The sequence below is a fragment of the Paenibacillus jilunlii genome (genome assembly GCF_900102965.1).
GTDB classification, from domain to species: Bacteria; Bacillota; Bacilli; order Paenibacillales; family Paenibacillaceae; genus Paenibacillus_AQ; species Paenibacillus_AQ jilunlii.
Genome location: NZ_FNGM01000012.1, coordinates 221,947 through 243,696 on the forward strand (window position 1 = coordinate 221,947; position 21,750 = coordinate 243,696).

General features: G+C 53.4%; 14 protein-coding genes. 8 read left to right on the forward strand and 6 right to left on the reverse strand.

Translation table 11 applies throughout. From position 1 onward, the window contains the following. Nucleotides 1-77: 77 nt before the first annotated feature. The 3 genes from BLQ82_RS20475 to BLQ82_RS20485 are packed head-to-tail and all read right to left on the reverse strand — an operon-like array spanning nt 78 to nt 7,746. On the reverse strand, nt 78-2,516 hold the full coding sequence (locus BLQ82_RS20475; protein WP_062519542.1) for an FtsZ/tubulin family protein: 2,439 nt from the start codon (nt 2,514-2,516) through the stop codon (nt 78-80). Nucleotides 2,517-2,520: 4 nt separating this feature from the next. Further along, nucleotides 2,521-5,910, reverse strand: coding sequence for a tubulin-like doman-containing protein (locus BLQ82_RS20480; protein WP_062519540.1), 3,390 nt, complete (start codon nt 5,908-5,910; stop codon nt 2,521-2,523). A 12-nt stretch (nt 5,911-5,922) separates the two neighbouring features. Next, on the reverse strand, nt 5,923-7,746 hold the full coding sequence (locus BLQ82_RS20485; RefSeq protein ID WP_074648453.1) for a vWA domain-containing protein: 1,824 nt from the start codon (nt 7,744-7,746) through the stop codon (nt 5,923-5,925). 294 nt (nt 7,747-8,040) lie between these two features. Between BLQ82_RS20485 and BLQ82_RS32115 the strand changes: the two genes are divergently transcribed. The 3 genes from BLQ82_RS32115 to BLQ82_RS20495 are packed head-to-tail and all read left to right on the forward strand — an operon-like array spanning nt 8,041 to nt 10,954. Then, complete coding sequence (locus tag BLQ82_RS32115) at nt 8,041-8,193, forward strand: hypothetical protein (RefSeq protein WP_157243743.1); 153 nt, start codon at nt 8,041-8,043, stop codon at nt 8,191-8,193. Further along, nucleotides 8,180-9,109, forward strand: a complete 930-nt coding sequence (locus BLQ82_RS20490; protein WP_062519534.1) for a hypothetical protein — start codon at nt 8,180-8,182, stop codon at nt 9,107-9,109. The genes BLQ82_RS32115 and BLQ82_RS20490 overlap by 14 nt, the downstream gene beginning before the upstream one ends. A 54-nt stretch (nt 9,110-9,163) precedes the next feature. Further along, the gene (locus tag BLQ82_RS20495; protein ID WP_062519532.1) at nt 9,164-10,954 is read left to right on the forward strand and encodes a hypothetical protein; all 1,791 of its coding nucleotides are present in this window, start codon (nt 9,164-9,166) and stop codon (nt 10,952-10,954) included. Between the two features lie 678 nt (nt 10,955-11,632). On the opposite strand, the gene BLQ82_RS20505 is transcribed toward BLQ82_RS20495, so the two are convergent. Continuing rightward, nucleotides 11,633-12,505: a carbohydrate ABC transporter permease gene (locus BLQ82_RS20505; RefSeq protein ID WP_025707514.1), complete on the reverse strand. Its 873-nt coding sequence runs from the start codon at nt 12,503-12,505 to the stop codon at nt 11,633-11,635. Nucleotides 12,506-12,520: 15 nt separating this feature from the next. After that, nucleotides 12,521-13,471: an ABC transporter permease gene (locus BLQ82_RS20510; RefSeq protein ID WP_062519526.1), complete on the reverse strand. Its 951-nt coding sequence runs from the start codon at nt 13,469-13,471 to the stop codon at nt 12,521-12,523. A gap of 143 nt (nt 13,472-13,614) precedes the next feature. Here BLQ82_RS20510 and BLQ82_RS20515 point away from each other — a divergent pair, with 143 nt between their 5' ends. From BLQ82_RS20515 to BLQ82_RS20525, 3 genes are all read left to right on the forward strand, one after another. Then, complete coding sequence (locus BLQ82_RS20515) at nt 13,615-15,450, forward strand: sensor histidine kinase (RefSeq protein ID WP_062519524.1); 1,836 nt, start codon at nt 13,615-13,617, stop codon at nt 15,448-15,450. Beyond that, the gene (locus BLQ82_RS20520) at nt 15,431-17,041 is read left to right on the forward strand and encodes a response regulator transcription factor (RefSeq protein WP_062519521.1); all 1,611 of its coding nucleotides are present in this window, start codon (nt 15,431-15,433) and stop codon (nt 17,039-17,041) included. Before BLQ82_RS20515 ends, BLQ82_RS20520 begins: the two co-directional genes overlap by 20 nt. Nucleotides 17,042-17,144: 103 nt before the next feature. Further along, a complete protein-coding gene (locus BLQ82_RS20525; protein ID WP_062519517.1) occupies nt 17,145-18,827 on the forward strand; it encodes a type 2 periplasmic-binding domain-containing protein in 1,683 nt (560 codons plus the stop codon). A gap of 212 nt (nt 18,828-19,039) precedes the next feature. On the opposite strand, the gene aroB is transcribed toward BLQ82_RS20525, so the two are convergent. Beyond that, nucleotides 19,040-20,182 (reverse strand): 3-dehydroquinate synthase, encoded by a 1,143-nt coding sequence (gene aroB / locus BLQ82_RS20530; RefSeq protein ID WP_062519511.1) that lies wholly within the window; start codon nt 20,180-20,182, stop codon nt 19,040-19,042. Nucleotides 20,183-20,468: 286 nt separating this feature from the next. Between aroB and BLQ82_RS20535 the strand changes: the two genes are divergently transcribed. Both BLQ82_RS20535 and BLQ82_RS20540 read left to right on the forward strand, forming a co-directional pair. Next, nucleotides 20,469-21,365 carry a putative RNA methyltransferase gene (locus BLQ82_RS20535; protein WP_062519509.1) on the forward strand — a complete coding sequence of 299 codons (897 nt, stop codon included), beginning with the start codon at nt 20,469-20,471 and terminating at the stop codon, nt 21,363-21,365. Between the two features lie 94 nt (nt 21,366-21,459). After that, on the forward strand, nt 21,460-21,750 hold a 291-nt coding region (locus BLQ82_RS20540), incomplete at its 3' end, for a transposase (protein ID WP_167544712.1).

Sequence of the window (21,750 nt, forward strand, 5' to 3'; positions counted from 1 at the left end):
GCCCGCTCGCTGCGGCTTTCCAGCCATTCTATTGCACTTTCTGCAACAGAACGCCCGCTCCTACTGCCCCCACCCGCCTACCGCAGCTCCGGCAGCTGCTCCTCGGTGATGCCGTGCAGCCGGTAGCCGCTGGTGGCATAAGTCTCATAGTAGACTTTGCCGTTGCGGTAGTAGAGCAGATCCTCCAGATGGAAGCCGCCCATCAGGTTCAGCTTCTCAATGCCGCTTCTGCGCTGCTCATGTACGAAGCCGAGGCGGTAGATGCGTGTCGTCTCATCCGCACCAAAGGCATAACGCAGGAATTCGGAGCTGCTGTCGCCGAAGAAATATTTCTCCTCATGGCGGTGCTCCTGCGTGTATTCGAAGAGGCGGACGTTGATGCAGGCTTCGTCCTCCAGGCTGCGGTAAAGCCGCTTGAACAGCTCCTCCCGCGAGACAATCTCGCGGTTGTCGTAAGCGGCCGCGACATTGGCGCGCCGCAGCAGCTCTTCCTCGAAAGGCAGCGCGAACGCCTCCGCCGTCAGCAGCTCCCGGCGGCACAGCTCAATCAGCCGTTCAGCTACCACAGCGCCCCCCTGGCGGAGCAACTCCGAAACGCTGCCCAGGAAGCGGTCGCTGAAGAAGATGCCCGGTCCGCGCCGCGCTTCAATATCACGCATCACCTCTTCCGTGACGTTCCGGTAATACTCCATAATGTTCTGGTCCACGGTCTCGCTGGTACGCCCGATGCTGGCAAGCGCCAGACTGTGCAGCTCCTCCTCCAGCGCTTCCATGGTCTGCACCTTGGCTTTGCTCTCCGCGTGCAGCTGCTCCAGCGCCGCGTCGTAGCGCAGGCACAGCGCAAGCTCGCTCTCCATGCGCAGCAGCTCATATTTCCTGCCGTACAGCTGCGCAAATAAATAATGAATGAAATTGCGCACGGTCCGTTTGTCCAGCAGCGGCACGCGCTGGAACGGCTGGCGCTCCACGCTCTCCGCGTAGAGCTGCTCCAGCTCCTCCTGCGCGGAGAGAATCGCCGCGCGCAGCCCGGCCATATGCTGGCGCAGCGCATGCAGCACACTGCCACCGCCGCCAGGCTGCTCGGCGGTCCATTCTGCCAGCTGGTAGAACGTCAGCGGCGGAACCGCCTTCTCCTGGGCCGACAGCACAGCGGCCCACTCGCGGGCAGGGTCGATGTCCGCCACCCTTCTGGCGGACACCTCCGCAAAATTGCTGCGGAAATAGGCCTGCCCGCCGTCTCCGAACAGCAGCGTCTCGGCTTCGCGCAGCGACAGCGGCTTCAGCTCGCTATAGGAGGGCCGGCCGTGGCTCATCAGCCCGGTCATCTCTTCAATTCCCGCTTCATCCGGCAGCAGCGACGCTGCCCGTTCACGCAGGGAATCGGCGCTTAGGCCAAGCAGCGCCTGCCGCTCGCGCAGGCCGGCCGCCCCGCCCTCCTGCAGCTTCGCAGCCAGATAATGAAAGGCATGATACAGCACCGCAAGGGCGATTTGCCGGTTCGGCCGGCGCACCGCCGAGAACCCGGCGGATGCATAGCCCTGCCTTCCTGAGCTGCCCCGGATGCCACTTTTGAAGGTCATATTATTGTAGCCGCCGTGTCCTGTAGCCGTATCTGTTGCCGGACGGACACGGTTCTTGAGCAGGCTGATGTGGGCAATAATTTCGTAGTTGTCGTCCATGCCATGAGCTGACATCATGCCCCGTTCGTTTTTGTCCGAGAGCAGATAGACAAGATCAAAGAGTGCGGAAGGCCCATGGGCCACCGGTATGGACAGCCCGTCTTCCGTGACCAGCAGAGGAGCGCTGAGGGTGTAACCCGCCTGCTGCATCCCGTCCAGCTCACGCAGAAAAGCCAGCCCTACCGAGCTGGAGTAACCGAAGTTGTCCCCCTGCTCCCGCTCATTGATCAGCGCATACAGGTCGGTCTGCACCGACTTGAACGACTGGCTGAGCACGGCGCGGGCCAGCAGAGCCACCTCCGGCAGCAGCACATTAAGCGGGTCATCGACCCGCGTAATGATGGAGAGATGGATAACGTCAAAAGAAGAGTACAGCCGTCCATAATCCGCTATGCTGTTGCTTAAGCGCCGCAGGCTGCGGTTCATCCCGGCCAGAAACCGGCTGTCTTCGTGAAACTCGCGGTAGATGTCCTGGCGGACTGTGCGGGGATCGCGGCCTGCCGTTTCCGGCAAGGCTATCCCCATAACCCGCTCTCTTCTGCTGCCCTCGGCCTGCGCCCGGTTCCTGCTGCCGGCGTACTCAGGCTGTGACTGGCTTCCATCGCCAGCCTGCTCTGCGCCGGCGGACGCGGCATGCAGCGCCATAATCCCGCCCGCATTGTCCCATTTCCGCTCACAGCCGTCCAGCACCGGACCGATGGCCGGAGCCACCTTGTCGCCCAGGAACAGGAACAGAGCGGGATAATGGATGCTGCTGCGCCCGTCCCCTTTGCTCCGCTGCGCTTCTTCCTGTATCGCATATTGTTCTGCATAGGTTAATGCCTGTGCTTTGATCATAGGCTTACTTCAGCTTTCTGCGGATGCTGCCCAGCTTGCCGGTCAGGCTCTGGTAGAAGCTGTACATTTCATCGCCGTCCGCATGTTCTACCCGCTCATATTCCAGACTGTCGCGCGCTTCCAGGAAGGAGACATACAATCCCTCCAGCTTATACAGCAGAGGGGTGACATCCTCAGCAGCAGTCATTTCCCCGGCACGGCGCGCCGCCTTGCGCAGCAGAGCGCTGCGGCTCTTCTCATCCAGCCCGCGGAAATGCCGGTAGACGGCATACTCCACATAGCTCCGTTCCTTCATTAAGTTGGCGAACGGCTCCCAAGCGTCCTCTTCCTCGTCGCGGTCATAGACGTACAGTGCACCTTTTTTGGTGATAGTGTCGGTGTACAGCGCCTCAATGAACTGGTCGATCCACTTGTCTTCGTCAAGATATTGATGAAGCAGCCCTTCCAGTTCAGCCGCTTTGGCTGCCAGCGCATCATATTTGGCCAATTCCTCGCGGACACGCGCGATCAGCTGCGGCGAACGGATCAGATTCTCCTGCGCCAGCTCCTGGTTAATACTGCCAAAAATGTCTTTGGCTCCTTCGCGTTCCAGTCCACTTGCGCGTAGTGACTTCAACTCGTCGGCCGCTTTTTTCACCTCACCCAGATTTGGGCGCGAATTCCCAAGCTGCAGGTCATAGCCGCTGAGCATTTTATCCACATCAAACGGCTTTGTGAGGATGACCGAGAAACGGCTGCTCGTATTTTCGTCGAGGCCCTTCTCCATAATGACTCCACTCTCCAGCGCTCTGGCAAAATCAGCCCGCACTCTGGCATTGTACTCACGGACACGGTTGTTGACGTAGGTATCGCCCCAGGATTTTTCCGGAATCGGCGAAGGCAGGTACGTCCAGTTGTTCTTGTCGGTCATCACCAGATGGCGTCCGATTCCTTCCTTGTCGAGGATGGTCCGTTCATAATTCTCTTCGTACACCCGCAGCGGCGTATATACGAACAGCGGCACCCCGTTGCGCGTATTCAGCCAGAAAATCCGGTTTTTAACCTGGCTTTCCTTAATGGTAAACTGCGATTTGCCCAGCGCATTGTTCTGGTAATTGCGGATTCCCTTCAGGATGCCCGGTGCCTTAACCGGCACAGAGACAAAACCCCAGGACGGGAAGTGCAGACTGCCGGAGCTGTTGCTCAGGTGGAAAATCGGTACGGCATCCTCATCCAGACGTCCGGCGATAATCCGTTCCACGAATTTGTCCAGCGGCTCCTCGCGTCCATATTTCATTACTAGGAATTCCTCCATGGAACGGGTGATCAGGTCGCCAAACTTATCGCTCAGAAACTCGGAAATGGAGCGTACAATGTCGATTTCCTGTTCCTTGACCCAGCGCCCGGAATGCTTCAGCATCTCCCGCGTGAAGTCGCGGATCAGATCGTCACCGTCCTTCTGGTCCATCACCTTGGAGATGGTTGACGCAATGTCCGGCACATTGACGATATTCCAATAGTAGGTTTTGTTGCCTTTGTGGTCGGCCTGCTCCTCACCGTTGATCAGGATGTCGCCGTTCTTCTCAAAGATCGTGCTGAGCGCGCTGAGAATCTCCGTAAACACCCCATAGATCCGGTTGTTCTCTTCATTCAGCAGCTCGAACAGATCTTCATAGAATTCAATCATCTGCTCGGTGCGTTCCACGTCGGCGTGCAGCCAGTATTCATTGATTTTGGCTTCGATATAGGCATTTTTCTTCTTCTCTTTGGAGACAAAAGCGCTCCGCGCATCGCCCAGCTTCTCCTGCGCGCTGTCCTGCGCCGTCTCAATATCACGCGGCAGCCGCAGCAGGCTCTCGCGCAGCGCTTCGATATAGGACTGGATCAGCTTCAGAATACAGAAGCCCTTCTCGGTATAGAGCAGCCGCGACACATAGAACGGGCCCTGCTCGGGATGCAGGAAGATACGCTCCAGTTCTTCTCCGAAACGTCCGGTGATTTCTCCGGGGAGCTGCTTCTTGGACTTGATATATTCCTCGCGGGCACGGGCCAGAAAGTTCTGCTCCAGCTCCGTATCCATATCCACCACCTGATGTTTGATGACATTGCTGTGGTTCAGGCGTTCGCTGTTCTCATAGCCGGGCAGCGGCTCCGGCACACGGGACTCGAAGGTTTTGATCATGCTGTCGAGATCGATGCCCAGCTTGCGTGCCAGCTTCTCCACATCCTCCTGCCCCGGTGCCTGCTGGAACATCTTATCCATCTTGTCGAACAGGCGGAATGCCAGATACGTCGTCATTTCCTCAATCGGCAGCACCGCAGAAGAAGCGCCGATGATGTTGTATTCATAATTGGCAGGATACGTCTTGTTCATCTGCGCAATGTTCGTGCGGATGTTGCTGATATAGTCGTGGATCGCGAATTCCTCGCCCGACTGCTTTTCCTCGCTGGCCATGAAGTTCGTAATATTCTCCGCCGTCACATTCATGCAGTAGTCATAAGCGTTCTCCAGCAGCTTGCCTTCGGTATTGGTCGCGGAGATCAGATGGCACAGGTTGAACGGAGGCAGCGGTGAATTCACCGTCAAAATATTGCCGTACTGCTGCCGGAACCGCTCGCCCCGGCTGTCGACGTTCATCCAGTAATCCAGTTCCTTGAGCGCTGCATAGCCGTTCTTGCGGATATATTCACGGGTATGCTCGCTCAGGCTTTTGTTTGACAGGTTCACATCCGGCGTGAACAAATAGCCGAGCGTATTCACGCGGTCGATGCCCGCAGAACCGTAGTCGCGTTCAATAATTCCGCGCACGATATAGGCTATATCCAGAAACGAGCCGCTGCCCGTTCCCCCGGACAAGCCGGTAAGCAGGAATACCATCAGCTTTTTGCTGGTACCTACAGAAAGGGTCTTTATCTTCTTGTCGATAGCCGCCACAACCTGATTGATCTTCGTGAACAGCAGCAGCCGTCCGGCCTGGCGCACCCCGGCGGCCCCGTTCATGCCATCGGTTATGCTCAGCTCCGGCGACAGCCAGTCCGTAATGTACGGTTCAAGAATACTGCGGTTCTGCAGAAGTCCGCCGATCTCGGCATTGGCCAGCAGCACGAATTCATTCTGCGGGTCAAGGCCGATGCCCTTGTATTTTTTGCCGCGGTCCTGCTCATTTGTCTCAAATGCCAGGAACTCCACGTTGTCCGGCTTATCCCGTTTCTTCTTGGACAACGGATCTTCGGGCAGCTTGAAGCGGCGGTTAATCTGGTATTTCAGCCGCAGCAGGGCGTCGATGCCCGTGCCGCCCAGGCCGATGATGAGGATCGGGTTGTCAATGGTGTCTACTCTGATTTTGTCGCTGACGATTCCTCCGCCCAGCGATACGTCGAGCTGCTGAATATGTTCTCTTACTACCGGTTTCATGAGTGCTCCCCCTTATATCAAATACTCAAGTAAAATGGTCTTGTCTACTGTCTGCAGCGCTACAGATATGCGGTCGCCGCTCTTTAGCTCCAGACCGCGGGCCGTATCGACCACACGTCCGGACCGTTCAACAGATATTTCTTCGCTGCCGCGCAGCATCAGGCGGTCATTTTTACCTGGAGTGAATACAAGCTTCTCGCTCTCCTTCAGCTCCGGTGCCAGCTGCAGCAGCTGGTGGAGGGTGAATTTGCCCCGGAAGGCCGCCAGCTTCTTATACTGCGGATAGGTCTTCTCGCCGGTGTTGCCGTCGACCACTTCCACTACCATCTGGCCGACAAAGCCGCGGTTTGATTTTTGGCGCAGCAGCCACAACACCACAGCCGCCGCCAATACCAGCACAATCCCGCCAATGATATAATAGAGAGTTTTGGATGAAGACTTATCCTGTGCCGGCTCACTGCCGCCTGCTCCAGCCGGCGGGCTGGTGCTTGTAGCCACAGCTCCCGTCTTGGCATTGATCGTGAGCACATCGCTTTCGCGGTAGAAGCTGCTCTCCTCCGCCCGCACCTTCAGCTCATAATTATGGCTCTCCGGAATCTCAAAAGAGCCCTTGAACACCGCACCGGAGTTATCCATCGGAAGCTCCTGCACCTTCCCTGTATCGGTATCTGTCGCGAGCAGCACCGCCTTCATATCCTGATATAAGCTGCTGAGCGTTACCTGAGCCCCATTGCTGAACAGGTGGGAGGAGATTTCTACGGTATCGCCCTTTTTGTAAGTCTTGGACTGGAGCGCGTCCAGCTTCAGCTCCAGATCATAGTTGAACACGAGATTGATATCAATTTTGTCCTTCGGCACGCCCTTCACCTGAAGCTTCCAGTCCCCCTGCTCCGGCGACAGCAGCTTGATCAGGCTGTACGTGCTGGATTTGGAGAGCAGTACATCGTTCGAGGGGATAGCCGCTTCCTTGCCGGATGGATCGGTCAGCTTAGCGGTAACAGGCTGCGCCGACATAATAGAAATATTGGCCTCCAGCACACTGCCGTTGGGTACATTGACGGTGACCTCCTGGTAGCTGCCATTCGCCGTAATGGACTGCACCGGAACAACCTTCAGCTTCAAATGGTCGGCAAAAATTTCACTGAGAATCTGCGGCAGATCATCCGCCGAATCGGTGGTGAACGCCTTGCCGGACGTTTTGTTGGACAGCCCGGCCAGAATCTCCTTGTTCAGCTTGCCGTTGGCGTTCAGCCCGATCGTGTAGACCGGATAGCCCTTCTGCTTGGCTGTTTCCACCGCTGCATCCAGTTCCTGGTCCGACTGGCTCTGTGTCCGGCCGGTTGCTTCATTAAGGTCATTGTTGCCGTCCGCCAGCATCACGATCATCGGCTCATGCCCCGGATCGCTGCCGTTCTCCAGCACCTTCACGGCCTCTTCCATCCCGACGGCAATATCCGTATAGGCTCCCCGGTCAAGGCCGTCAATGAAGTCCTTCAAATCCTGCTTGTCGGCGGCAGAGCCAATCTGCAGCAGCGCCTTCTCCCGCTGGACCTTGTCGGTATAGGCCACAATTCCGACCTTATCACCTTGCGCCGACAGCATATCTATGAACATTTTCATCGCTTCACCTGCGATATTGTTCTTGTCACTCTTTTTCATGGAGTTGCTGACATCAATCAATAGTACAGCGTCAATATGAGAGGGCGCGGGCGATGCTGCGCTTGCTCTTCCGGCCGCAAATGGAGCGGCAAAAATGCACAATACCAGGAGCAGCAGAAAAATAGGCCGCATTATTTTCTTGGCTGTCTTGTAAGGCTTAAACGGTGTACGAAGCATAAATAGGGCTCCTCTTGTGTTAAATTAGGGAAGATACGGCAGAGTCGTCAGTATAGCTAAATTCTGTCAATAGCATGCCATTATGATATAATTAAACCTTGTAAACTTCAACTTTAGGACCGCAGGACCGGGGCTGGCTCTAATAGTCGTTATTCAGGAAATCATCAACAGCTTAAGTATAGACTACGTTCCTGAAATTTTGATAAAAACGTTGTTTGCATTACTGCTCTGCCATTCCAGGGCTAATTTCCGCACCCCGGGCCGCCATGCTGCCAAGAAGAAAGGAAGAGTTCCATGATTTCATACGCCATTCTCGGGATTACGTTTCTTTATGCTGTCATTCAGATTCTCATTTATGCTTCACGCCAGCGTAAGCCGCAGACCCGTGATGACATTGATGAGCGCCTGCTGGCTGCGCTGAACGGAGGCGACCATGCCCGTAAATAACAAGAAACCCGTGACATTCCGGCCTTTCAAAACTCCGCGGTACGCCTTTGACAAGCTGCGCATCTGCCGCCGCTGCGGCCGTTATACCGCACTCAGTGAAGACAGATGCGGCCAATGCGGCCGTGCGGCCCTGACGGCAGTAGAGCCGCACGCCGTTGCCCTGGCCGGACGCAAACTGCATACACGGCTCCTGTTCATCCTCCTGCTGACTTTGGGAGCGGTCTATTTCGGTCAAAGCCTGCAGCAGATGGTGCTATGCGGGGCCGGCGGAATCGTGCTGGCCGGACTGCTCTTCCTTACGCAGCGTAAAGTGCGCCAGAACGAAAATCTGTATGCGCTGAATGCGCTGCTTGGCCGCAGCATGGACAGCATCCGCGAAGGTCTGGAGATCAACCGCCAGGAGGCGGTATCCGTCCTGCGCGAGAACGATGTGCTGGCTTACGAGAAGCTGCGCGAAATCTCCATTCTGCTGCGCGGCGACCGGATCTCCCGCCAGCGTGTTGCTCTGCTCCACGGCTTCCAGCTGCGCAAGGACATGCAGCTGGAGCTGGAGCAGCTGCTGCTTAAGGATTTCGAACCGCTGCTTGCCGAATATATCGGCGAGATTGCCAAAGTGCGGCCCGAGCTTATCAAGGACCGCACATTACGCTATGTCAAAACCTATGAGGTACAGATTCTTCAAATGGACAAAGGGGCAGCGATTCTGACTGCGGTAGCCGGAGCGGCGGTGCGGTTAAAGCGTTACGTGCTGCTCTACTCCGGCATGATCGGAAGATACATACCAGAGCTGCCCAAGGACCGTTTTCTGCGGTTGTCCAGAATGATAGCCTCCAGTCCGTACGAGGCCTGGAATGGCCTGGATCTCAAAGTGGCGGAAGTCCGCGAGGCCAAGTACCGCTGGGACCCCGATTTTTAAATAGAGTACTGCAAGCCGGACATGTACTGTAATTTACAAAGGGGCTACTATATTATGACGATCAAACAAGTCTTATCCCTGCGGAATATTATGATCATTTTGTGTATAGTGATGCTGGTCCTGCTGGGACAGAAGGGCGTCAAGCTCCACAGTAAGATGGGGACGGTGCGGGAAGCGGGGCGTCTCTACGCCGCCGGTGACCTGGTTGCCGCCGAAAATCAATACCGTCTGGCGCAGGCGAACTCTTCCATTCATTACAAGGAAGCGGAGATCGCCGCAAGGCTGCAGGAGCTGGCCCCGATTACAACGATCCGCAGCGGACTGGGACTACTTAAGCTAAAGATTGAAGACCAGCTGACTACGAAAGATTTTGACGGCTTCATGGAGAGCTATGCCTCCCTGCTGAGCCTCAAAAACCAATATATGAAATCAGGCGGGCCCTATGAATCCTATTACCGCCAGCTGTCGGCGGATTCAGGCATTTCCGGTCAGCTAGGGACAGGCTTCCAGCAATTCAAGACGCAGTTTCTTGCCGAGCTGGCGGCGGGCCGGAGCGGCAGCAGCAATGCCATTAATGACGGAGACATCTTCAAATGGAACCTGCTGCGTATTCCCGATGTGTACTTAGGGGGGACGGATGCCAAAAAGGAACTGCTGGCTTCGGAGTTCAAATCGTATGACATTACCCGGCTTAAGGCGCTTGCAGCGGCCGGCAGCTTCTCCCCCATGCTGGATTACGCCTTGTCTCTTACCGATGCCTACAGCAGCCACAGCTATACGGCTCCCTGGATAGCCAGCCAGATAGAGAAAAGCGCCAAGCTTATCCTCAGCAAAGATATGGACGGCGGCCAGATTGCGGCCTTCTCCGCCCATGCTGCGGCGTACCGCAAATATGCCGCCGCGGCTGGCCTGGCGTCTTCCAAGGTGCTGTCCCAGATCGACAGCACCACCGCGAAGCTGCTCCGCAGCGCTGCAAGGCTGGTCCGCAGCGGCGGGTACGCCGAGGCTATTCAGCGCTATAGCGATCTGGCCCCGCTTCAGGACACAACAGCAGAAATTGCCGCTGCACAGCTCGCGTGGAATATGGCTGAGCCTGCACGGCTTCTTCCCGGCGGAGAAACGCCGGGCAAATATGTCCTGACCACTTCTGTCAGCGGGAAATACGGGGCCAGACTCGCTGTCGCCGGAACGGACAGCAGCGGACAGCTGTACTATGCGGACATGAGCGAGGACGGAGCCGTTACTACAAGGACCGGAGAGATTATACCGGGCTTTGAGACGCTGAGCCGCCTTGCTTTTGATGACCAGCTCTCCGCCCTTGCCGGAGTGCCGGTTGTGGTCGCTGAAGGCAGCCGCGAAGATGGGCGGACTTCGTTCGCGGGCTATACCATCAAGCCTGAAGGAATCTCACTGCTCTTCTCGTTTGCCGGCAGCAGCTACAAGCTGCAGCCGGATGATGCTTCCATCCGCGTCGCCAATGCGGATATGGGAGAAGGTTCGGACGGCCAGACAGCGATATACCGCCAGACGAATGGCGTTTACCAATTTGCTGAAATCTATCAGGAGTATCCGCTAATCGAGGCCTCGGAGCTGGAACTTCACCCCCTGGAGACTGTAACCCTGCAGGTTAATATTTATATTGATACCACCGGCAGACCTGTGGCCAACGCAGGCGGGCGTTATCTGGCGCTGCAAGGAAATGTGGGTACCGTAACCGGGCCTGCCTTGGCAACCGGCCAGTTCCAGTACAGCTATGATTATGCGGGGACCGATGCCGGGGAGGAGTACGTGCCTGTATTTATAGTAGAATCATTGGGGAGTATGAATCCAATCCCTAATCCATAAGGAAGATCTTACGGCAGCCTATCGCAACTCCAGGTGGACAAAGTAAACTTAAATCTCCCCTGCTTCTGTACTCAGAGTCTATGGTATTCATTAGTCATCCTCGCCACAATTGCTTATATTAGGTGGAAAAAGGTTAACTAAATTGCTCCAGTACCATCTTCTCCGCAGGGTAAGTGGAAAAAGGATAACTAATTCAGCTCATTTCACTCATAACGAGTAAATAATGCCTAATTAAGTTTCCTTTTTCCACTTAAATCCCATGATTGTTGATTTCCGGGAGAAATAAGTTTCTTTTTTCCAACTAGCACTGCTCACCCGCTCCTTCGCAAACACTATATAAGCTGGACATTAGTTTTACATTGTGGGGTATGGTCGTCACTGCGGGGAATGTTTGGACTTCCAGCCGCTGTTGTCGTAAGAATTTCTTGATTGGAACCGCCTTTAGCGGTTGAAGTCCGGTGACTGATGATGCGTCCGCCACTTTTCCCTTTATTCTTAATTTTTCAAGTTCAATCTGTCGTGCAGATTTGTACGATCCTCCCCCTTTGTCCTTCCACAGTCCTTCCAAGCAAACCTGTATTTTCCTGAGAAATAACAAAAAAGCCGATGCCCCCTGTGAAGGAGAGTACCGGCTTCTTTATATGTGCCTTATAGAGGGAGATCCTATTGCAGATCAGGCTATTCTTTTACAGCACCGACCACAATCCCGGTTACGAAATACCGCTGTAAAAAAGGATAGACCAGCAGGATCGGCAAGGCGCTGATAAATATCTGTGATGCCCGGATGGTACGCTGCGACAGATTGGCTACGGCAGCCGGATCAAGCTTCGACATGTCGGCCTGCACGATAATGGTCTGCATAAAGGTCGCCAGCGGAAGCTTAGAAGCATCCTTGATATAGATAATCCCGTCAAAATATGCATTCCAATGTCCAACCATAATGAATAAGGAGACCGTGGCCAGCACGGGCATGGAGACCGGCAGATACACGCTGTAAAAGGTCCGGAAATGCCCTGCCCCGTCAATAAAGGCGGCTTCTTCGAGATCTTTGGGCACCGTCCGGAAGAAATTCAGCAGCAGGATGATATTGAAGACCGCGACCAGTCCCGGAAGGATCAGCGCCATCAGGGAATCCATCAGCCCAAGCTTCAAAATCAGGATGTAGCCGGGAATCAGGCCGCCGCTGAACAGCATCGTGATGACAAAATACCAAAGGTAAATATTGCGTGCCCGAAAAACATGCGTTTCCTTGGAGAGTGCATAGGCAGCAATGGTGTTCACCACCAAAGCCATTGCCGTTCCCAGCACGGTACGTTCTACCGACACCCACAGGGAGGAGAGGAAGTTGGCGTTGTCAAACGTTTTTGCATAGGCTTCCAGGGTGAATCCGATCGGCCAAAAGGTTACCAGCCCGGCATTGGCCGGAGCCGTTGAACTGAGCGACACCATCAGCAGATGAAAGAGCGGAAGCAGGCACAGTACGGAAATAAGCGTCAGGAAGACATTATTGAATACGCTGAATACGCGGTAGGACAGTGTTTTGTGATACATGGGATGTCATCCTTTCTAGAAAATTCTGTAGCCGGCAAAACGGTACGCCAGCCGATAGGAGATCACGATCAGAATTAAGCTTATCGCCGATTTGAACAAATTCACGGCCGTAGCAAAGCTGAACTGTCCGCTGAGGAGACCTTCTCTGTAGACAAACGTGTCAATAATGTCGCCTTGCTGATAGATCAAAGGACTGTACAGGTTGAACACCTGGTCAAAGTTCGCGTTCAGCACGTTGCCCAGTGCCAGGGTGGCTACAACAATCGCAATCGGGATCAACGCCGGAATGGTAATATAGATCGTCTGCTTCCAGCGCCCCGCTCCGTCCACTTCTGCAGCTTCGTACAGGGAGGGACTGATCCCGGACAGCGCGGCCAGGAAGATAATCATATTGAACCCGAATTCCTTCCAGACATCACTGAAAATGATCGTGAACCGGAACCAGCTGCCGTCGCCCAGGAAGAAAATCGGCTTAATGCCGAAGACACTGGAAATGAACTGGTTGATGAGCCCCGTCTGGGCAAGCATATCAATCAGAATCCCCGAAAGGGTAACCCAGGATAGGAAGTGCGGCAGGTAGACCAGCGTCTGGATGGTTCTTTTGAGCGCCATTTTTCTGACCTCATTCAGCAGCAGCGCGAAGAAGAACGGGATAATCAAGTTCATGATTATTTTTGTGCCGGCGAAGAACAGTGTATTCCAGGTAATCTGCAGGAAATAATCGTTCTGCCACATGTATTCGAAATGTTTCAGTCCTACCCAAGGAGAGCCTAATAATCCGGGCTTCGGCTTATAATCCTGAAAGGCCATAAGGATTCCGCCCATGGGAATATAAGAAAATATAAACACCATAACCGCCGCCGGCAGCACCATAAAGTGGAGCATCCACGGCTGCTTGACCTTCTTTTTTCCCGATAGGCGCGGCGTTTTTCCAGGATTCACCTGCTGTATAGTGTTAGCTTCCATCGCTCTCTCCCGCTTTCAAAAAATTATTTTGTGTGTTGTATGAATCTCTGATATAAATAGTAGCAAGCATTTCTGAGCTTTGACTATATTACTTTGTTAGGCTCGCATAGGGATTTATTAGGGCATTGTCTGGGGGGACACAAATGGGTTTTAGTCAAGCTTTTATGATCGTGAAAGAAAAATCCTGGAACAGATTTAGTTTATCCGCCAAAATGAACAGTCTGATTATTGTGCTGTTTGTGCCGATTATTATTGTGTATACGTATTCAAACAACGTCACCTTCGATGTGGTAAGCAAAGAGCTGCAGGAGTCCAACACCAAACAGCTCACTTTTTTGTCCAGCCAGATTGATTCGCGGATTAACCAGATGATGGATTTCAGCCTCGTGTTCTCCAAGGACCCGAATGTGCGGAAATTCAACGGCCTGGGCATCTGGGAGGACCGCTATGACCGTATGCAGACCCGTTTTGTCATTCAGGAGAAGATGATGCTTCAGTCCGGCTTAACCGATGTCTGGCCTTCCAGGTACGCTGTATATTCCCAGCAGAACAAGGATGTCATCTCCAATTACGACAAACCCACGGGGTATGATGAAAATTACCTGATTCAAAATATGAGCGGCAAATGGACCTACAGCGACGACGGAACGGATTCCTCCAGGAAATCCAAGGCATTTTACTGGTTCCATAGCGATTCTATCGCCCCGCAGGGAACGCTTACCGGAAGCGATCTGGTGGTCGAAGCCAGCTTCAGTTCGGAGAATATCCAGAACATGCTGGATACGTATAAAAAGGGGGGACAGGGTGATCCGTTCTTCTATCACAAAGGCGAAACGCCGATCTTGAACCGTACTGCGGACCAGAAGTTAACCGCTGAATTGATCGGTTATCTGGATAAGCATTCGCCGGACAGCAGCACGCAGCACGTAATCAGTCTGGGACATAAAAATTATCTGGTCAGCTCCGTCAAATCCTCCTATCTGGAGTGGTATCTGGTTGACGTTGTGCCGCTTGACCGCATCCTAGGGCCTATATCCGTCAGCCGCAATTTATTCTATGTATCCATGCTGCTGCTGTTTGTCGTGGGGATTTCGGCCTCCATTTTGCTCTACCAGAATGTGCAGCGGCCCATCAAAAAACTGATCAAAGGGCTCCGGCGGGTGCAGCGGGGCGACTACTCCGTACGCCTTCACTCAGAGGAACATAACGAATTCTCATTCCTCTTCTACCGGTTCAATGATATGTCCCATCAGATTCAGGATCTCATCGAAAATGTCTTCAACGAAAAAATCCGGGCCCGGGAAGCCACCCTGAAGCAGCTTCAAGCGCAGATCAATCCGCATTTTCTCTACAATTGCCTGGGTTATATTATCAACATGGCCCAGATGAAGGATGAGGAAGCCGTCGTATCAATGGCCTATAATCTTAGCGCCTACTATCGCTATACGACCCGGATGGAGCGGGATACAGCCACCTTGAACGATGAAGTCAAACTGCTCGTCAACTATCTGGATATCCAGAAGCTGCGCAATGGCCGGATCGAGTATCACATAGATATTCCGCAGGAGATGCTGAGCTATTCTATCCCCCGCCTTCTCCTGCAGCCGATTGTGGAGAACTCCGTCATCCACGGGGTCGGCAAATCGTACAGCTCCGGTGAAATCAGGATCAGCGGCGAGATCTCCGGCGGCTGCTGCCGGGTGTATATCGACGACGACGGACCGGGTCTAAGCCCGGAGCAGCAGGAAGCGCTCAACCGCAAGATGCGGGAGCCGCTGCAGGAGGAGATGGGCTGCGGTCTTTGGAATACGAATCAGCGGCTCATTCACCAGTTCGGCAATCATTCCGCTCTGCATTTCACGGAATCGCCGCTGGGCGGCTTCCGGACAGAGATAGTCTGGGAAATTCCGGCCCAGGAAGGGCATTCTCTGCCTACTAACTTACGAGGAGACACCGCATATGCAAATGATCATTGTTGACGATGAAGCCCACTGGGTGGACAACCTGTCCACGACCAAACCCTGGCACACGCTGGGAATTGAACAAGTACACAAGGCTTACTCCGCTTCCGAGGCGCTTCAGATTATTGAGACACACCCTATAGACATTGTGATCTCTGATATTCAAATGCCTGAAATGACGGGACTTGAGCTGATGGAGCGAATCCGGAGACGGGATAAGAAAATCAAATGTATTATCTTATCCGGGCACTCGGAATTTGAATTCGCCAAAAGCGCCATTCAGCACAGCGCAGTCGATTATCTGCTCAAGCCGCCGACAGACAGCGAACTGTTAGGTGCCGTCCAAACCGCGATTGCACAACTGAACGCAGAGTGGGAGCTGATCAGTTCCCTGGAACGGACCCAATATACCCTAAGGGAAAATCTGCCGCTGCTGCGCGGCCAGCTCCTGCTGAATGCCCTGCAGGGCCAACGGATGCCCGCCGACGAATGGGAACGCAAGCTGGAAAATTACAGTCTTCCCTTCCAGAGCGGAGATTGTGCTCTGATGCTTGTCCGGCTGGAAGAAGAATTCGGTCAATATAAAAACAACGGCCAGCCGCTTATTGAATATGCGGTTATCAATATGGCCGAAGAGATCATTGGCGAATGTATGGAGGTCTGGGGCGTTAAGGAAGAGCATGGTTATCTTGTATTTCTGCTGCAGCTGAAGGAAAAAGCCGCAGACCTGGGGAGAGACGGCCTTTTGGAGCAGCTGTCCGTGCAGCTGCAATACAAGGTAAAGCAATTCCTGAAGGGTTCCCTGTCGATTGTGATTACGGAATGGTTCAGGTTCCCTGACCAGCTGCCCGAGCAGTTCCGCCAGGCTTCAGCCTATTTCCGCCAGATTGTCGGAGACGAGCGGGAATTCGTCATGAGGGTAAGCGACTTGCACGAACCATCCGAACAGGGGCCGCTGGACGCTTTGTACACCCCGCCTTCCTTGATTAATCTGCTTGAATCCGGCCACTGGGAGGCAGCCGGAGCCAAGCTGATAGATGTCTGCGCGGAGCTGGATGAGAAATGGCCCGAATCCTGGGAGCACTGCATGGAAGCCGGATTCTTAATCACGGCCGCCTTCTCCAATCTGGCGCACCGGAATGGACATACCCTGGGGAAGCTGCTGGGGACAGATATTGAAGAGCTGCAGAGCGGGGAAGCCTTTACCTCCATCAACAAGCTCAGAGTGTGGTCACTCAGCGTGCTTGGCAAGCTGAAAGAGGGAACCTCCAGCGAGATCAAAGACATCCGTTCCCTCTACGTGAAGAAAATTCAGGAATTTACGGATAAGAATCTGCATCTTGATGTCTCTTTGCGGGTTCTGGCCGACCATGTCAATCTGCATCCGACCCACTTATCCAAAATCTACAAGATTGAAACGGGCGAAGGCATCAGCGAATACATCTCACGCCTGCGCATGGACCGTGCCTGCCATATGCTGAAGACTACCTCCAAAAAGGTGTATGAAATCAGCACAGACATTGGATATATGGACCCTGCCTATTTCATCAAAGTATTCAAACGCCAGTTTGGGGTCACGCCGCAGGAATACCGGGACGGGAAAAAATAGCATAATAGAGTCCTATCGAAACTAAGAAACTCATATAGATACCCACCCCTCGCAGTTGGTACAGTACACATGTAAGGATTACACATAGTAGGGGGAAATGATGATGGTTAAGCTCAACAAATTAGGCTCGTTCCTCATGATTACGGCTCTCGTCACACTCACAGCCTGCAGCGGAACATCGAATGAGAATGCATCAAAAGGCAATGCCGCTTCCAATAGCAGTGCCAGCACGTCTGAAGCCGATGCGGCCTTCGCCAAAGGCAAATACGACCCGCCGATTGAGATCAGCTCCGTATTAATGCCGAAGAAATACGCGCACGGCGACACGAAGGAAAACAATGTACATGACCGCTGGATGCTGGAGACGCTGGGGATCAAACATAAAGATACCTGGTACCCCGCCAATGACGACCAATACAGACAAAAGCTTCAGCTTGCCATCTCCTCCGGCGAGAAGCTGCCTGATTTCGTATCGGTTCCGACCAATGCGGTATTAACCAACCAATTGATTGATTCCGGCCAGTTCATTGCGATTGATGAGCTGTTTGACAAGTACGCCAACAAAATTCTGAAGGACCATGCGGCGGCACATCCCGAGCTCTGGTATCCGTTCATGAGAGACGGCAAGAAATATAATATGCCAATCCTGGAATACACCGACAATGACGATACGCTGCTGTGGCTCCGCGAGGATTGGATGGAGAAGCTGAATCTGGAGGCGCCCAAGACCATCGCCGACCTGGAAAATATTATGGACAAATTCAAGAATCAGAACCCTGATGGTCTGGCTCCCAAAGACGTGTATCCGCTCGCAATTTCACTAAAAAACAAAACTAACACTTGGATGGGCTCGCTGGACTGGCTGTTTGGCGCTTACGGCACCATTGAGGAGCAGTGGAACAAGGATGCGAACGGCAATCTGGAGTATGGTTCCGTGAATCCGGGTGCGAAGCAAGCCCTCGCGAAGCTGAAGGAATGGATGGATAAAGGTTATATTCATGCGGACTCCGCGCTCTGGGATGAAGGGAAATCAGCCGAAAGCTGGACCAAAGGCACCGCAGGCATTCTGCCAGGGGCCAACTGGGTACCGGACTGGCCTGCTCCCGATCTGCTCAAGAATGTAAAAGGCTCCAAGTATAAGGCCTATCCTATCCCTGCAGGACCGGATGGTCTGATCGGCACCAAATGGCAGAATTCCGGTGTCAATGCGAGTATTATGATCAATAAGGATGCCAAACATCCGGAAGCCATCTTCCTGTACTACAATTATTTACTCGACAACATGGCTAATCCGGCTGCAGGCAGCCCGTATGAATATGGCTTTGCCAAAGGCTACGATTGGGATATTATTGATGGCCAGCCCACCAGTGATAAAGAAAAGATCAAAGACTTCAACAATGAATTCCCGTTCTTGACCGGTCCGGCCCGTATTCCTGATCTGTATATGAAGACACTCGTCAAGCTTGCAAACGGTGAAAAACCGGTAACGCCTTATGAGAAACAAATGGCTGAGTTCCGCAAGCCGGAGAACTGGGCTGCCGCCAAGATCGTAATGTCGCAGAAGGATATCCGCAAGCAGAACTATTTCACCGGTGCAGCCACACCAACTATGGTCTCCAAGTGGAACCTGCTGCGCCAGTCCGAGATGGAAACTTTCAACAAGATCATCTACGGCAAATTGCCGGTCGATGCCTTTGACGAATTCGTCACCAACTGGAAGGCTAACGGCGGCGACCAAATTACGAAGGAAGTCAACGACTGGTACAAGTCCGTATCAGCCAAATAAGCGGAATTCCCGCAATAAGGATAACAAGTAGAAACGGGTACCGTCCTTATTAGGACGGTACCCGTTTCAGCGAGAAATAGAAGGATAATTTATAGCGTGAAGCATAGAAATTCTTATATTTTAAAAAAGAGGCTGACCCAAAAGCCATAAAGTGGCTGCTTGGGTCAGCCTTTGTTGTTTTGAGTAGAGTGGAAAAAATGCCATAAGAAACCCTACACGCGGGGCATCTCTTCCAGCACAGCCAGGATGTCGGCTTCTTCAACCGGAATGGAATAGGAGCCATCCGCAAAACATTTCATCGCGCCGATCCCGTCCTGGAACACAAAACGGATGCGGCCGCTGCGTACTTTTTTATCGGTATACATCTTATCCACCAGCTGTCTGTTCGAGATGGAAGCCGGCATTTCCGTCGGCAATCCCGCCTTCTTCAGCAGCGCAATTAACCGCTCTGCCTGATCTTCAGTCATGTATCCGCGCTTCACTCCCAGCTTAGCCTGAACAACCAGCCCTATCGCAACCGCTTCTCCATGCAGCAGGGTATAGCCGCTTAGCGCCTCAAGCGCCCGCCCGGCGGTGTGGCCCAGATTCAGAATCTGCCGCAAATTGCTCTCACGCTCATCCTGCTCTACGACTTCGTATTTGATCCGGCAGTTGGCCAGCGCAATATGCTCACAGACCCCGGCATCAAGCACGAGCTGCCCGCGATCCGAAATGACCTTGCCCATATTCTCTTCCAGATAGCTGAAAAAATCCGCATCCCCCAGGCACGCATGCCTGATGGTTTCGGCCAGCCCGCTTCTGAACTCACGTGCAGGAAGGGTGCGCCAAGCGGCCAAATCTATGTACACCTTACGCGGCTGGTGGAAGAGGCCGATCAGATTTGTGGCCACCGGGGTATTCACACCGGTTTTGCCGCCGACCGATGCGTCCGCTGCGGCCAGCAGCGTTGTCGCATAATTCAGGCTTGGCACTCCGCGGCCAAAGGTTCCGGCCAGAAATCCGGCCAGATCCGTCACCGCCCCGCCGCCTACAGCGATAATGCAGGAGTCCCGCCCGTAAGCGCGGCTTAGCAGTTGATCCTCCAGCAGCGCCTTCGTTTCCCGGGTTTTGGACGCTTCCCCTGCCGGAAAAGAAAACAACTCAGCCGCAAAGCCATTTTGCCGCAGCCGTTCAAGCAAGGGCCGGCCATAGAGCGGCTCTACCGTAGAATCTGTAATAATGGCGTATTTGCTCACATTCGGCACCAATCCTTGCTGCAAATCCGCAATCAGCGAATCGAACAGCAGCTCCCCAATCTCAATCGCGTAGGAGTCATCGACTACCTTTTTCAGCATCACCTGAAAGGTTCGGGACATGACAAAACCTCTTTTCCTCAAACTTGAACATCATCTAGATAGGATTCGCCACAAGGGAATATTCTCCTGCCTCTTTGAGCCGGCGGCCAATAATGCTATATTGGAAAAGGGATCTCCCCCTACTTTTCGAATTGGAGCGAGCGGCCATGATCATAAAATTCATTCGTTTACGTTAATGAGAGGCACATTACATTGAACCCGGTCTTTTTTTGAAAAGACAAGGACTTGGGTTTATTTGTTTGTGCCTTTTTCATTCAACCATAACGAATGAATGGGGTGTTTTCACATGTCCGCAACAACGAAAAAAATGATTCTGGCCGGGCTTATGGCTGCTAATCCGGGACTGTTCTGCTGTCCGCTTTGCGCAAGTCCCATGAGCCTGACCGAGTGTAAAAGCCTGATCTGCAGCAATCATCACTGCTTTGACCTGGCCAGGGACGGATATATCAATCTGCTCTCCCGCCCGACGGGAGGAAAATACGGTAAAGAACTGTTTGCCTCCAGAAAAGCAATCGTAAACAGCGGGTTCTTTGAACCCGTTGACACCTATATTTCCGGGCTGATTGCGGGCCGGAAGCTTGCCGGTAACAGTTCGCACCGGATTCTCGACGCCGGCTGCGGGGAAGGGTCGCATCTGGCAGCCATTCAGGAACTCGCAGCGGCCGGGCCGCACCGGTCACTGCTTGGAGTGGGACTCGATATCTCAAAAGAAGGCATCCTGCTCGCTGCCAGGAACTTTAACGAAAATACCATCTGGTGTGTAGGCGATCTTGCTCATTCGCCCTTTGGCAGCGGGCAGTTTCATTCGATTCTGAGCATCCTGGCCCCTTCCAGCTATGCTGAATTTCAGCGGCTGCTTACTCCTGACGGAATCATCGTCAAAGTCATTCCCGGACCCGGTTATCTTCAAGAGCTGCGCGAGCTGCTCTATGGCCGGTTAAGCAGACAAACGAACGTGGACAGCGAAATCCGCGAACGCTTTAGTGAGACTTTTGAAATAACCGAGGCCCGGCGCTTCCAGTATAAGGTCAGCCTAGAACCCCCTCTCCTTCAGCAGCTGGTCAGCATGACTCCCTTGTCCTGGGCTGCGGACCAGAACAAGCTTCAGACCGTGCTTCAACTGAATGAACTGGAGATTTCGGTGGATCTGACCGTACTGGTTGGCCGGAAGCAACCTTCATAAACCGCATGCCAAGAGGGTGTCCCGGCATGATATGCTCCCCATATAGTAGACAGGTGAAATAATAAAAACCTGTTACTGTATGGGGAGCATTTTTATGGAACAAAAGAAGTTTACAGCGTTCGAAAAATTAACGATCCTCCAAGAAATTAAAGAGGGATTTATCGGAGTAAAGGCTGCAGCCCGAAAGTTCGGAGTAACCAAGAACTCTATTATGAAATGGCGGCGACGGTATGAGTTGTACGGTTACGAGGGGCTAGACGTTCGGACTCATAACCGTACATATTCTGAGGAGCTCAAACTCCAAGCGGTTAGGGATTATCTTGAGGGGGAATTGTCGCAAAGCCAAATCATCTACAAGTATAAGATTGCAAGCACTACCCAACTC